At 74.1% G+C, this 13,951-nt stretch carries 11 protein-coding genes; 9 read left to right on the plus strand and 2 right to left on the minus strand.

Going from position 1 to position 13,951, the window contains the following annotated elements; genetic code table 11:
* Positions 1–84 precede the first annotated feature (84 nt).
* Together P0Y31_RS11385 and clpS are read right to left on the minus strand one after the other, a co-directional pair.
* Positions 85–717 (minus strand): DUF2017 domain-containing protein, encoded by a 633-nt coding sequence (locus P0Y31_RS11385; RefSeq protein WP_275869429.1) that lies wholly within the window; start codon positions 715–717, stop codon positions 85–87.
* Positions 718–1,008, minus strand: coding sequence for an ATP-dependent Clp protease adapter ClpS (gene clpS / locus P0Y31_RS11390; protein WP_275809258.1), 291 nt, complete (start codon positions 1,006–1,008; stop codon positions 718–720).
* A 22-nt stretch (positions 1,009–1,030) separates the two neighbouring features.
* Between clpS and P0Y31_RS11395 the strand changes: the two genes are divergently transcribed.
* From P0Y31_RS11395 to P0Y31_RS11435, 9 genes are all read left to right on the plus strand, one after another.
* Positions 1,031–2,347 (plus strand): nicotinate phosphoribosyltransferase, encoded by a 1,317-nt coding sequence (locus P0Y31_RS11395; protein ID WP_275869432.1) that lies wholly within the window; start codon positions 1,031–1,033, stop codon positions 2,345–2,347.
* Between the two features lie 19 nt (positions 2,348–2,366).
* Positions 2,367–2,960 carry an isochorismatase family protein gene (locus P0Y31_RS11400; RefSeq protein WP_275869435.1) on the plus strand — a complete coding sequence of 198 codons (594 nt, stop codon included), beginning with the start codon at positions 2,367–2,369 and terminating at the stop codon, positions 2,958–2,960.
* A gap of 533 nt (positions 2,961–3,493) precedes the next feature.
* Positions 3,494–4,873: an MFS transporter gene (locus P0Y31_RS11405; RefSeq protein WP_275869438.1), complete on the plus strand. Its 1,380-nt coding sequence runs from the start codon at positions 3,494–3,496 to the stop codon at positions 4,871–4,873.
* A gap of 7 nt (positions 4,874–4,880) precedes the next feature.
* Positions 4,881–7,046 carry a molybdopterin oxidoreductase family protein gene (locus tag P0Y31_RS11410; protein WP_275869440.1) on the plus strand — a complete coding sequence of 722 codons (2,166 nt, stop codon included), beginning with the start codon at positions 4,881–4,883 and terminating at the stop codon, positions 7,044–7,046.
* Positions 7,043–8,578 carry an FAD-dependent oxidoreductase gene (locus P0Y31_RS11415; protein ID WP_275869443.1) on the plus strand — a complete coding sequence of 512 codons (1,536 nt, stop codon included), beginning with the start codon at positions 7,043–7,045 and terminating at the stop codon, positions 8,576–8,578. The genes P0Y31_RS11410 and P0Y31_RS11415 overlap by 4 nt, the downstream gene beginning before the upstream one ends.
* Before the next feature lie 10 nt (positions 8,579–8,588).
* Positions 8,589–11,171 (plus strand): nitrite reductase large subunit NirB, encoded by a 2,583-nt coding sequence (gene nirB, locus P0Y31_RS11420; protein ID WP_275869446.1) that lies wholly within the window; start codon positions 8,589–8,591, stop codon positions 11,169–11,171.
* On the plus strand, positions 11,168–11,572 hold the full coding sequence (gene nirD / locus P0Y31_RS11425; RefSeq protein WP_275869449.1) for a nitrite reductase small subunit NirD: 405 nt from the start codon (positions 11,168–11,170) through the stop codon (positions 11,570–11,572). The genes nirB and nirD overlap by 4 nt, the downstream gene beginning before the upstream one ends.
* On the plus strand, positions 11,569–12,783 hold the full coding sequence (gene cobA, locus P0Y31_RS11430; RefSeq protein ID WP_275869450.1) for a uroporphyrinogen-III C-methyltransferase: 1,215 nt from the start codon (positions 11,569–11,571) through the stop codon (positions 12,781–12,783). The genes nirD and cobA overlap by 4 nt, the downstream gene beginning before the upstream one ends.
* A 20-nt stretch (positions 12,784–12,803) precedes the next feature.
* Positions 12,804–13,895, plus strand: a complete 1,092-nt coding sequence (locus tag P0Y31_RS11435; RefSeq protein WP_275869848.1) for a uroporphyrinogen-III synthase — start codon at positions 12,804–12,806, stop codon at positions 13,893–13,895.
* The last annotated feature ends 56 nt before the right edge of the window (positions 13,896–13,951 follow it).

The raw sequence follows: 13,951 nt of genomic DNA on the forward strand, positions 1-13,951 counted from the left end.
CGTCAGAGCCCGCCTCGACGGCGCGTCGCGTCGGTCACAGTGTGCTCACGAGCGGGCCACGCACGTCGCCCGACACCGCGCCGGTCAGCCGCCGAGGGCGTGGGCCAAGGTCTCCTGGAGCCAGGTGAGGAAGTCGTAGACCGCGAGCGCGTAGACCGCGGGGTCGTCCTCGTCGAGCGAGGCCACCTCCGCCTCGAGCACGTCGAGGTCCTCGTCGGTGCGCAGTCCCAGCCGCTCGCCGAGGACGAGGCGCACGTCGGTGAGCGCCACCACCATGGCCACGGCCTGCGCCTGGTCGAGCTCGACGCGCTGATCCTCGACGGCGGCGAGGACCGCGATCGCGGTCGAGAGGTTGGCCACCTTGCGGGCGCGCAGTCCCTGCTCGGTGAAGCGGCGGAACTCGGCCGCGATCTGCTCGTCCTCACGGTGCGCTGCGGGCAGCAGGCGCTCGAGCGCGGGGTCACGCTGCTCCAGGTCACCGGGCGACGGCGGCGCGCCGGGGGCCTGGTCCTCCGGCGAGACCGAGACGCCCCAGCCCGAGCCCCCGAGACCGGCGACGATCTGGTCGAACGCGTCGCCCCCGGCGTCACCGGGGGTGTCGCCCTCGGGCTCCAGGATCTCGCGGACCTGCTCCATCAGCCCGACGACGAGGCCCCGCTCCACGGCGTCGAGCTTGGCGACGAAGACCTCACCCTTGCGCTTGAAACCCCGCGCCACTCAGCTGTCCTTCTGGAAGGTGGCCCACAGGCCGTAGCCCTGGAGGGCCTCGGTGTCGGCCTCCATCTTCTCGCGCGTGCCGGTCGACACCACCGCCCTGCCCTTGACGTGCACGTCCATCATGAGCTTCTCCGCCTTGGCCTTCGAGTAGCCGAAGTAGGTCTGGAACACGAAGGTCACGTAGGACATGAGGTTGACGGGGTCGTTCCACACCAGGGTGATCCAGGGGACGTCGAGCTCGGCGTCCTCGCTGGTGGAGACGCTCTCCTGCTCTACGGGGGCGATCGACACCACCCCACAATAGGCTGCCGTCGTGACTGCATCGGCACCGAGCACGGCTCTGCTCACCGACCACTACGAGCTCACCATGGTCGAGGCCGCCCTGCGCAGCGGCGCCGCCTCGAGGGACTGCGTCTTCGAGGTCTTCGCGCGCCGGCTGCCGGAGGGACGGCGCTACGGCGTCGTGGCCGGCACCGGGCGGCTGCTCGACGCCATCGAGCAGTTCCGCTTCTCCGACGAGGAGATCGAGCAGCTGCGGCGCACCAGGGTGGTCGACGACGCGACGCTGGAGTTCCTCGCCTCCTACCGGTTCCAGGGCGACATCTGGGGGTATGCCGAGGGCGAGTGCTACTTCCCCTACTCCCCCGTCCTCGTGGTGGAGTCCGACTTCGCGCACGGGGTGGTGCTCGAGACCCTCGTGCTCAGCATCCTCAACCACGACAGCGCTGTGGCCAGCGCCGCCTCGCGCATGACCTCCGCGGCCGGCGACCGGCCCTGCATCGAGATGGGTTCGCGGCGCACGCACGAGGAGGCGGCCGTGGCCGCCGCCCGCGCGGCATACATCGCCGGCTTCGCCACCACCTCCAACCTCGAGGCCGGGCGTCGCTATGGCGTGCCGACGGCCGGCACGGCCGCGCACGCGTTCACCCTCCTGCACGACGACGAGCGGGAGGCGTTCACCGCCCAGGTCGAGTCGCTCGGCAAGGGCACCACCCTGCTCGTCGACACCTATGACGTCGTCAGCGCCGTGCGGACCGCCGTCGAGATCGCCGGCCCCGAGCTCGGCGCGGTGCGGCTCGACTCCGGTGACCTGCTCAGCCAGGCGCGTGAGGTGCGCGCCCTGCTCAACGACCTCGGTGCCCAGGACACCAAGATCGTGGTGACCTCCGACCTCGACGAGTACGCCATCGCCGCCCTCGCGGCCGGACCGGTCGACCGCTACGGCGTCGGCACGTCCCTGGTGACCGGGTCGGGCCACCCCACGGCCGGCATGGTCTACAAGCTCGTGGCCCGCACCGACGACAGCGGCACCATGGTCAGCGTCGCGAAGAAGAGCAAGGACAAGCAGTCGGTCGGCGGGCGCAAGTACGCCCTGCGCCGCCTCAACGCCAAGGGGTGCGCCGAGGCCGAGGTGATCGGCCTCGGCGAGCACCCGGCCGACGACGGCGACGACCGCGCGCTGCTCGTACCCCTGGTGCGCGACGGCGAGGCCGTCGGCCGGGAGGCGTGCACCATCGAGGCCGCGCGGTCCCGGCACGAGGCCTCCCGCGCCGAGCTGCCCGCCGCGGCGCACCGGCTCCAGCGCGGCGAGCCGGCCATCCCCACCCTGTTCGAGGACAACCTGCCCTGACCGCACTAGCGTGGGCGGTATGGCAGGCAGCTCGCGCGCGCTGATCATCGTCGACGTCCAGAACGACTTCTGCGAGGGTGGGTCGCTCGCCGTCGCCGGCGGGGCAGAGACCGCGCGCCGCATCAGTGAGCACGTGGGCGCCCGTGGCGACGAGTATGCCGCGATCGTCGCCACGGCCGACTGGCACGACGACCCGGGCCTGCATTTCAGCGACCGTCCGGACTTCGTGGAGTCGTGGCCGGCCCACTGCCGCATCGGCACCGACGGCGCGCTGTTCCACCCCGACGTCGCCGGTGCCCTCGACTCCGTCCACGCGGTCTTCCGCAAGGGACACCGCAGCGCCGCCTACAGCGGGTTCGAGGGCTTCACCGTCGAGGCGGACGAGCAGGTCGGCCTCGCCGCCTGGCTGCGCGGGCGCCGCATCGAGGAGGTGCAGGTCGTCGGCATCGCCACCGACCACTGCGTGCGCGCCACCGCCCTCGACGCGGTGACGGTGGGCTTCGCCACCACGGTGCTGCTCGACCTGACGGCCGGCGTCGCCCAGGAGACCACCGAGCGCGCCCTGGCCCAGCTGCGCGGTGCCGGCGTCGCGGTCGACGCGTCGCGCCCCTGACCGACCCCACCCGGTCGCTCGCCTGACCGCTCCGGACAGGCGGCGAGGCCCCGGCTGACGTGCTGAGTCGGTCGGGGCCTCGTCAAGGTCGCCCGGTAGGACATTGCCGGGCTCACGCTGGCTGCTCCACCTTTCCCACCCTCGTCGGGGGCAGGTCCTCCGGCTTTCCCGGCAGGTGAGGGTCTCGCCGGCCAGCGAGGTCGCTCCCGGCGCCGGTTGCCGTCCCGCTGGCCGGCGGGACCGCTTCCTTTGCCAGTTGCGGCAGTACCTTTATCCCTCCGGTATCCGGTTGTGCGACAGGGACTTTGGTCCCGTAGGCCGCCATGAGACGGCGGGCGAGGGCACCACGCGACCCCGCCCGCAGGACCGCCCCGCCCACGACCGCCCAGCCCGCGACCTCACAGCCCGTCCGTCGCCGCTGTGCGCCCGGCGTTACGGACGTTTAACGGCAGGCGCGCTGCCGGGTAACACGCCGGCGACAAGGTGGACCGCGTTCCCTTCACGGCCACGCCGCCCACCGCAAGGAGCCACCGATGACCGCCAGCCCCCGGGCCGAGCTCTCCTCCCTCGAGTCCCCCGCCCACCTGGCCCCGCCGACGCCGGCCGTCCCCGTCCACCGCTCCGGCCGGTGGATCGACCACTGGGACCCCGAGGACGCGGTGTTCTGGCGCGGTGGAGGACGCTCGATCGCACGGCGCAACCTGGGCCTGTCGGTCTACGCCGAGTTCCTCGGCTTCTGCGTGTGGGCGCTGTGGAGCGTCGTCGTCCCGCAGCTGCCGGCAGCCGGGTTCAGCCTCACCCTCGACCAGCAGTTCTGGCTCATCGCGGTGCCGAGCCTCGTCGGGGCCACGATCCGGATCCCCTACACCTTCGCCGTGCCGGTCTTCGGCGGCCGCAACTGGACCGTCATCTCCTCGCTGCTCCTGCTCGTGCCCGCCCTGGCCCTGGCCTGGGCCGTCACCCGGCCCGAGACGTCCTTCGGGGTGCTGCTGGCCTGCGCCGCGCTGGCCGGGTTCGGCGGCGGCAACTTCGCCTCGTCGATGACCAACATCTCCTTTTTCTTCCCGGAGGCGGAGAAGGGACGGGCGCTGGGGCTCAACGCGGCCGGCGGCAACCTCGGCACCGGCGTGGTGCAGCTGGTCGTGCCGGCCGTGATCACCGTCGGGGCAGGCGTCCACCTGGAGCGGGCCGGGCTCGTCTTCGTGCCGCTGGCCCTGCTCGCTGCCGTGCTCGCCTGGCGCGGCATGGACAACCTCAGCGGCGCCAGGGCCGACTACCGCAGCTTCGCGGCCGCGACTCGCAGCCCCCACACGTGGGTGATCTCGTTCCTCTACATCGGCACCTTCGGCTCGTTCATCGGCTACTCCGGCGCCTTCCCCACCCTGTTGAAGACGCAGTTCCCCGAGGTGTCGACCTCGATCGCCTTCCTCGGCGCCCTCGTCGGGGCCCTCACCCGCCCGCTCGGCGGCATGGTGGCCGACCGCCTCGGCGGGGCACGGGTCACCATCGCCTCCTTCGCCGTCCTGGCCACCGGAGCCGTGGGCGCGGTCGCCGCGCTCGAACAGCACAGCTTCGCGCTCTTCTTCCTCTCGTTCATGGTGCTGTTCACCGGCGCCGGCATCGGCAACGGCGCGACCTACCGGATGATCCCGGCCGTCTTCCGGGCCGGTGTCACCAGCGCCGACCAGCTGGCGGTGGCCCGCAAGGCGGCCGCCGGCTGCATCGGCATCGCCGGCGCCGTCGGTGCCTACGGCGGCTTCCTCATCCCGCGGGGTTTCGCGATGGCCAAGGAGGCCTGCGGCTCCCTCGTCCCCGCCCTCTGGGTGTTCGTGGTCGCCTACCTGCTCATGGCCGCCCTGACGTATGCCGTGTACGCCCGCCGCGGTGCTGCGCTCGCCACCGAGAAGGTGTGAGGACGAGATGGCCACGCCCAGCGTCGAGACGCACTGCCCGTACTGCGCCCTGCAGTGCGCCCAGTCGCTGAGCCCGGCAGGGCAGTCGGTCGAGGTCTCCGGGCGCGACTTCCTCACCAACCGGGGAGGCCTGTGCCGCAAGGGCTGGACCGCCGCCGCGGTGCTCCGGGCCCCGGACCGCCTGACCACACCGCTGGTCCGCGACCCCGACGGGACCCTGCGGCCGAGCAGCTGGGACGAGGCGCTCGACCTGGTGGCGGAGCGGCTGCTCACCCTCCGCCGGCAGCACGGTGCCGACGCGGTGGCCGTCTTCGGCGGTGGCGGGCTGACCAACGAGAAGGCCTACCAGCTGGGCAAGTTCGCCCGTGTCGCCCTCGGCACCGCCAACGTCGACTACAACGGACGCTTCTGCATGTCGAGCGCCGCAGCGGCCGCGAACCGCTCCCTCGGCGTCGACCGCGGGCTGCCGTTCCCCCTCACCGACCTCGGCGGCGCGGGGGCGGTCCTGCTGCTCGGCAGCAACCTCGCCGAGACCATGCCACCCGCCGTCCAGCACCTGGCCGGAGCCCGCGACCGCGGCGGCCTGGTCGTGGTCGACCCGCGGCGCAGCGCGACCGCCCACCTCGTCGACGACGGTCGGGGCCTGCACCTGCAGCCGGTGCCCGGCACCGACCTGGTGGTGCTGCAGGCCCTGCTGCACGTCGTGCTGGCCGAGGGTCTGGCCGACGCGGCCTACCTCGCGCAGCGCACGACCGGGCTGCACGAGGTGCAGCGCTCGGTGGCCGCCTGGTGGCCCGAGCGCGCCGAGCGCGAGTGCGGGGTGCCCGCCGACCTGCTGCGCCGCACCGCCCGGCTCCTGGCCGCCGCGAGCCCGGTGCATGGTGGCCCGGGCGCCTACGTGCTCACGGGGCGCGGGGTCGAGCAGTCGTCGCAGGGCACCGCGACGGTGACGGCAGCCATCAACCTCGCGCTGGCCCTGGGCCTGCCCGGGCGGGCCGGGTCCGGTTACGGCGCCCTGACTGGCCAGGGCAACGGGCAGGGCGGGCGCGAGCACGGCCAGAAGGCCGACCAGCTGCCCGGGTACCGGATGATCGACGACCCGGCCGCCCGCGAGCACGTCGCCGGGGTCTGGGGCGTTCGGCCGGAGTCGCTGCCCGGCAAGGGCCTTCCCGCGGTCGAGCTGCTCAAGGCCCTCGGCGCCCCCGGCGGGCCCCGTGCCCTGCTCGTGCACGGCTCCAACCTCGCGGTGAGCGCGCCCCACGTCGGGGAGCTCCGCGAGCGCCTGCGCGGGCTGGACCTGCTCGTCGTGTGCGACTTCGTGCCCTCGGAGACGGCCGAGCTCGCCGACGTGGTGTTGCCGGTCACCCAGTGGGCCGAGGAGGAAGGGACGATGACCTCGCTGGAGGGCCGGGTGATCCGGCGGCGGCAGGCCCTGGCCCCGCCGGACGGTGTGCGGTCCGAGCTGTGGATCTGGTCGGAGCTGGCCCGACGGCTGGGCTCCCCCGGCGTCTTCGACACCGAGCCCTCGGTGGTGTTCGACGAGCTGGCGCGCGCGAGCGCCGGTGGCCGGGCCGACTACAGCGGCCTCAGCCACGCGCGGCTCGACACTGGTGAGGCCCTCCACTGGCCCTGCCCGGCCACCAGCGGCACGTCGCCCCACCCCGGCACGCCGCGACTGTTCACCGACTCCTTCCCCACCCCCGACGGCCGCGCCCGGCTGGTGCCCGTGGACCACCACGGCCCCCGCGACGACGTGCGACCCGACGCGCCCGTCTACCTCGTCACCGGCCGGGTGCTCCAGCACTACCAGTCGGGTGCGCAGACCCGCCGGGTCGCCGAGCTGGTGGCCGAGGTGCCCGAGCCCTGGGTCGAGCTGCACCCGCTGCTCGCGCAGCGCCTCGGGGTCGAAGAGGCCGCGCCCGTGCGGATCACCGGTCGGCGCGGCCAGGTGACCACCCGGGCCCGTCTCACCGACGCCATCCGCCCCGACACCGTCTTCATGCCGTTCCACTGGGGCGGCGCCGACAGCGTCAACCTGCTGACCAACGACGCCACCGACCCCGTCTCCGGCATGCCGGAGTTCAAGGTGTGCGCGGTCGACCTCGAGCGGGCGCCACAGGCACCGGCAGCCGAGCGGGTCCAGCGCGGCCCACGGAAGGAGTCGCTCGCATGACCCGCGTCGTCGTCGTCGGCAACGGCATGGTCGGATCCCGGTTCGTCGAGGACCTCCTCGCCGCGGACACCGTCGGCCGCTTCAGCGTGACCGTCCTGGGGGCCGAGGCCTGCGAGCCCTACAACCGGGTCCTCCTCAGCGAGGTCGTCGCCGGGCGCTACCCGCTGTCGGCCCTCACCCTGCCGACCCCGGCCGACCGACGCGTCGACGTCCGGCTCGGGACCGCGGCGGTGGCGGTCGACCGCGACGACCGGTGCGCCGTCGACGCCGACGGCGTCCGGCACCGCTACGACCACCTCGTGCTGGCGACGGGCTCGGCGGCGCGCATCCCGCCCCTGCGCGGCCTGACCTGCGACCCCGCCGGGTTGCCACGAGGCGTCCACCCGCTGCGCACTGTCGACGACGCCCGCGAGATCGTCGCGGCCACCCTCAACGCCCGTCGCGCGGTGGTGCTCGGCGCCGGGGTGCTCGGCCTCGAGGCGGCCTGCGGGCTCGCCGCGCGGGGCGTGCACGTCACCGTCGTGCACCCCGCGCCGGCGCTGATGGAGCGCCAGCTCGACGGCGACGCCAGCCGCGCCGTGGAGGCCGCCATGGTCTCGATGGGCATCGACCACCGGGTGGGAGTGGGCGCGGAAGAGGCCGTGCTCGATGACGGCACCCTGGTGGGGGTCCGCCTCGCCGACGGCGAGGTGCTCGTGGCCCAGCTGCTCGTACTCGCCACCGGCACGGTGCCGTCCACCGGTCTCGCGGCGGCGTGCGGCCTCACGACCGACCGCGGGGTCGTCGTCACCGAGTCCCTGGCGTCGCCCGACGACCGGCGCGTCTTCGCCATCGGCGACTGCGCCCAGCCCCCGGAGGGCGGCACCGGCCTGGTGGCCCAGGGGTGGGAACAGTCCCGCCGTCTGGCCCGGCAGCTGGCCGGCACCACGACCGCAGCGGCACCCGAGCCCGCCCCGGGCAGCGATGTGGTGCGCCTCAAGGCAACCGGGCTCGACGTGGTGGCCATGGGCGTGTGTGGCTCGCACCCCCCGGACAGCCCGGCGCACCGACGGGTCAGGCTGAGCGACACCGCGTCGGGGCGCCACGTCGAGGTCGTCGTCGCCGACGGCGTGCTCGTCGGCGCCACCTGCGTCGGCGCCCCCGACGTGGGCGCCGACCTCGTGGCGGCGTACACGCGACGCACCCCGGTGCCGGCCGACCCGGCATACCTGCTGCTGCCCGCCCTCCCCACGGCGGGCGCTTCCGCAGCCTCCCCGGCCGAACTGCCGGACGGCGCCACGGTGTGCCGCTGCAACAGCGTCACGAAGGGCGCCATCACCCAGCAGTGGGACCACGGCTGCCGCACCGTCGACGAGGTCGCCGACGCCACGCGCGCCACGACCGGCTGCGGCGGCTGCACCCAGGACGTCTGCGACCTCCTCGGCTGGCTGGGTGAGAGGAGCGGCGCCTCACAGCCCGGCGCCAGGGCCGGTGATCTGCGTTTTACGCCCGGGAAACACATGCTGCACAACGCAGAAACGGGGGCTTCCTAGCGTGCTCGCCATGGCCCAGACAGACATCGCGCCCCGCCACCTCGTCGTCGTTGGTGGCGGCATGGTGGCCCGGCGGCTCATCGACGCACTGCGTGCGCGGGACACCGACGGCCAGTGGGCCGTCACGCTCCTGTGCGAGGAGCGCCGAGCCCCCTACGACCGTGTCGCGCTCACGTCCTACTTCACCGGCCGCGACCCGGAGGACCTCGCCCTCGGGGGCCAGGAGATCTGGGACGACCCGCTCGTCACGATCCGCCGAGGCGTGGCGGCCACCGCTGTCGACCGCGACGCGCGGACGGTGGCCACCTCCGACGGGCGCACCCTCGCCTACGACTCGCTCGTCCTGGCCACGGGCTCGTATGCCGCGGTGCCCCCGGTGCCGGGCAACGACCTCCGCGGTGCCTTCGTCTACCGCACCATCGACGACGTCGCCGACCTGCGCACCTACGTCGAGACCCTCCGAGGCGAGCTCGACCGCCCGCTGCGCGGTGCCGTCGTCGGCGGCGGGCTGCTCGGCCTCGAGGCGGCCGGGGCACTGCGGGCGCTCGACGTCGACGCCACGGTGGTGGAGTTCGCGCCACGGCTGATGCCGCTGCAGGTCGACGAGGGCGGCGGCGAGGCGCTGCGCCGGCTCATCGAGGGCATGGGCGTCTCGGTGCGCACCGGCACGGCCACGGCCAAGATCACCGACCGGCTCGGCCGCGTGGCACGCATGCACTTCACCGAGGGTCCGGCCCTCGACGTCGACGTGGTGATCTTCGCCGTGGGTGTGCGCCCCCGTGACGAGCTCGCCCGCGCAGCCGGCCTCGACGTCGGCGAAAGAGGCGGCGTGGTGGTCGACGACGCCTGTCGCACCACGGATCCCGCGGTCTGGGCGATCGGGGAGGTCGCCTGCATCGGTGGTCGCTGCCTCGGCCTCGTCGCGCCCGGCTACGCGATGGCGGAGGTCGTCACCGACCGCCTGCTCGGCGGCGAGGGCACCTTCCCCAGCGCCGACCTCTCCACCAAGCTCAAGCTGCTCGGGGTCGACGTCGCCAGCTTCGGCGACGCCTTCGCCCAGGAGCCCGGCGGCCTCGAGGTCGTCGTCTCCGACCCCGTGGCCGGCGTCTACAAGAAGCTCGTGGTGTCCGACGACGCCAGGACCCTGCGCGGCGGCATCCTCGTCGGCGACGCGAGTGCGTATGCCGCGTTGCGGCCGATGGTCGGCCGTGAGCTCGGCGGCGACCCGGTGGCCCACCTGGTGCCCGAGGGCGGCACGCCCGCGCCGGCGGGCGACCTGCCCGACGACGCCGGCGTGTGCTCGTGCAACAACGTCACGGCCGGAGCCGTCCGCTGTGCCGTGACCGAGGGTGGCTGCACCGACCTCGCCGGGGTGAAGGCGTGCACCCGCGCGGGCACCTCCTGCGGGTCGTGCCTGCCGCTGGTCAAGAAGCTCGTCACCACCGAGCTCGAGAGGTCGGGCGTCACGGCCAGCAACGCGCTGTGCGAGCACTTCGACCTCTCCCGCGCCCAGCTCTTCGACGTGGCGCGGGTGCAGGGGCTGACGTCCTTCAGCGAGATCATCGCCCGGCACGGCCGTGGGCGTGGGTGTGACATCTGCAAGCCGGTCATCGGCTCCATCCTCGCCTCGCTCGGCACCGGCCACATCCTCGAGGGCGAGCGGGCGACGTTGCAGGACACCAACGACCACGTCATGGCCAACCTGCAGAAGGACGGCTCCTACTCCGTGGTGCCCCGGATCACGGGCGGCGAGATCACTCCCGAGGGACTGCTCGTGATCGGGCAGGTGGCCAAGGACTTCGGGCTCTACACCAAGATCACGGGCGGCCAGCGCATCGACCTCTTCGGCGCCCGCATCGACCAGCTGCCCGCAATCTGGAAACGTCTGGTGGACGCCGGTTTCGAGTCCGGCCACGCCTACGGCAAGTCGCTGCGCACCGTGAAGTCCTGCGTGGGCTCGACCTGGTGCCGCTACGGCGTGCAGGACGCGGTCGGCCTGGCCATCGACCTCGAGCTGCGCTACCGAGGCCTGCGCAGCCCGCACAAGCTCAAGCTCGGCGTCTCGGGCTGCGCACGTGAGTGCGCGGAGGCGCGCGGCAAGGACGTCGGCGTCATCGCCACCGACAACGGGTGGAACGTCTACGTCGGCGGAAACGGCGGCTTCACACCCCGGCACGCGAAGCTCTTGGCCGAGGACCTCGACACCGAGACCCTGGTGCGCACCGTCGACCGGTTCCTCATGCTCTACATCCGCACCGCCGACCGCCTGCAGCGCACCGCAGCCTGGGTGGAGGACCACGAGGGCGGCCTCGACGCGATCCGGGCCGTGGTGCTCGACGACTCGCTCGGCATCGCCGAGGACCTCGACGCCGCGATGGCCGCGCACGTCGGGTCCTACGAGGACGAGTGGGCCGCAACGCTCGCCGATCCCGAGAAGCTGCGCCGGTTCGCCTCGTTCGTCAACGCCCCCGACCAGCCCGACCCGTCCCTGGCCTACGTGGGCGAGCGGGGTCAGGCCCGTCCCGCCACCGACGAGGAGCGCACGAGCGGGGCCGTCCTCATCGCCGGAACCACCCTGGAGGTCCGCCCATGACGTCCACACCCACGACCACGCCTCCTGCGGCACAGGTCCCGGACGCCACGTGGGAGGAGGTCTGCCACCTCGACGACCTGCCGCGCGAGCGGGGCGTCGCCGCTCTCGTCGACGGCCTCCAGGTGGCGCTGTTCCGCACCCACGACGACGCCGTCCACGCCCTGCAGCAGTACGACCCGTACTGCGGGGCCCACGTGATCTCGCGCGGCATCGTCGGCTCGCGAGGGAGCGTTCCGACGGTGGCGTCCCCGATGTACAAGCAGGTGTTCGACCTGCGCACGGGTGCCTGCCTGGACCCGGTGGGACGCGAGCCGGTGCACCTGACGGCCTACCCCGTCGAGGTCCGTGACGGCGTCGTGCTGGTCGCGCGCGAGCCGCTGCCCGCCCCCGGTGCACCGTGACCACGCTCCTCGGCCTCGAGCTGGCCGGCCGCCCGGTGCTGGTCGTGGGCGGCGGACCGGTGGCAGCGCGCCGAGCCACGGTCCTGGCCGCGGACGGGGCGCTGGTCACGGTGGTCAGTCCCGTGCTCTGTGAGGACCTCGTCGACGCGTATGCCGCCGGCACGGTGGCCTGGGTGGACCGCGAGGTCCGGGAGACCGACGTCGACGGCGTGTGGCTGGTGCAGGCCGCGACCGGCGACCGGCGCGTCGACGCGCAGGTGTGCCGGTGGGCCACGGAGCGCCGGACGTGGAGCGTCAACGCCGGCGCGGCTGAGTCCGGCACCGCCCGCACCCCCGCCACCACCACGCACTCGGGCCTGGCGGTCGCGGTGGTGTCGACGGGAGCGGCCGACCCAGCCCGGGCGAGGAACGTCAGGGACGTCCTGGCTCGCACCCTCGAGTGCGAGCCGCTCGACCTGCGGCCCCGCCGTCGGACACCCGGCACCGGGCGGGTCGTGCTCGTCGGCGGTGGGCCGGGCGCTCCTGACCTGCTGACCGTCCGGGGGCGCCGGGCGCTCTCCGAGGCCGACGTCGTGGTCACCGACCGGCTGGGCCCCACCGCGCTGCTCGACGAGCTGCCCGCGTCGGTGGAGGTGGTCGACGTGGGCAAGACCCCCGGCCACCACGCGGTCACCCAGGACGAGATCAACCGCATCATCGTCGAGCACGCCGCCCGCGGGCGCACCGTGGTGCGGCTCAAGGGCGGCGACCCCTTCCTCTTCGGGCGCGGTGGCGAGGAGGTGCTCGCGTGCCGCCTCCACGGCATACCCGTCGAGGTCGTGCCCGGTGTCAGCAGCGCGCTCTCGGCCCCGGCCAGCGCCGGCATCCCCCTCACGCACCGTGGTGTCGCGGCCGGCGCGCACCTCACCCACGGGCACGGGACCCTGACCGCGGAGGCCGTCGCCTGCGTCGTCGACCGCACCGCCACCCTGGTCGTGCTGATGGGCATCGGGCTCCTCGCCCGCCACGTGGACCACCTCCTGGCGTCCGGTGCCGACCCCGCCACCCCCGTTGCCATCGTCGAGGACGGCACCCTGCGGACCCAGCGCACGACCCACGCGCCGTTGTCCGGCATCGTCGAGGCCGCGACCGCGGCCGCGGCCGGGGTGCGGGCTCCCGCCGTCATCGTCGTCGGCGACGTCGCCCAGCCGTCACTGCTGGAGGTGCCGTGAGCGGCAACCTGGGACAGGTCATGGCCGGCTGCGTGGTGCTCGTGACCGCCGACCGCCGCTCGGGCGAGCTCGCCGCCGCACTGACCCGCCGCGGGGCCACCGTCCGGCACGCGCCCGCGCTCAGCATCGTCCCCACCGAGCACGACGACCAGCTCCTCGCCGACACCAAGGCCGTCATCGCCGAGCCTCCGGACGTCGTCGTCGTCACGACGGGGATCGGCTTCCGCGGCTGGGTGGAGGCGGCGGACGCCGCGGGCCTGGCCGACGACCTGCTGGCGGTGCTGGGCGGTTCCCGCGTCATCGCTCGGGGGCCCAAGGCGCGCGGCGCGATCCAGGCCGCGGGGCTCCAGGCCGACTGGGTGGCCGAGTCGGAGACCTCGGCGGAGATCCTCGACACCCTCCTGCGCGAGGGCGTGGCCGGCCAGCGCATCGCCGTGCAGCACCACGGCGCTGGTGCGGACGGCCTCGACCTGGAGCTCGCTGCTGCCGGTGCCGACGTCGCGAGCCTCGTCGTCTACCGGTGGGGCCCACCGCCCGACGCCGAGGCGCTGCGGACCTCCGTGGAGGCCGCCGCCGCCGGGGAGATCGACGCCGTGGTCTTCACCTCGGCTCCCGGCGCCCACGCCTGGCTGGAGTCCGCCGACGCCTGCGGGGTCGGCGAGCTCGTCCTCGCGCGCCTCCAGCAGCGGTTGATGGTGGCAGCCGCCGTCGGTCCGGTGACGGCGAAACCGTTGCAGGACAGCGGTGTCGAGCCCATCGTGCCCGAACGCGGACGCCTCGGGGCACTGGTGCGGACCCTCGTGGCGCACTACGACGAGGCCGCCACCGCCGCGGTCACCACGGTCGCCGGGCCCCTGCAGGTGCGTCGCACCGTCGCCCTCCTGGACGGGCACGTGTTGCCGCTCTCCCCCACCAGTCTCGAGGTGCTGCGGCTGCTCGCCGGCGCCGCCGGGGAGGTGGTGACCCGCGGGCGGGTGCTCGCGACCCTGCCGGGCGAGTCACGCGACCCACACGCCGCCGAGGTCGCCGTCGCCCGGCTGCGCGACGCCCTGCCGGACCGGCGGGTGGTGCAGACCGTCGTCAAGCGCGGCTACCGGCTCGCCCTCGCCTGACCGAGCCAGCACCGCGCAGCCGGGACTCCCGAGCCTGCGCCTCGACGGGCGACGCG

Source organism: Knoellia sp. 3-2P3 (assembly GCF_029223115.1).
Taxonomy (GTDB): Bacteria; Actinomycetota; Actinomycetes; order Actinomycetales; family Dermatophilaceae; genus Pedococcus_A.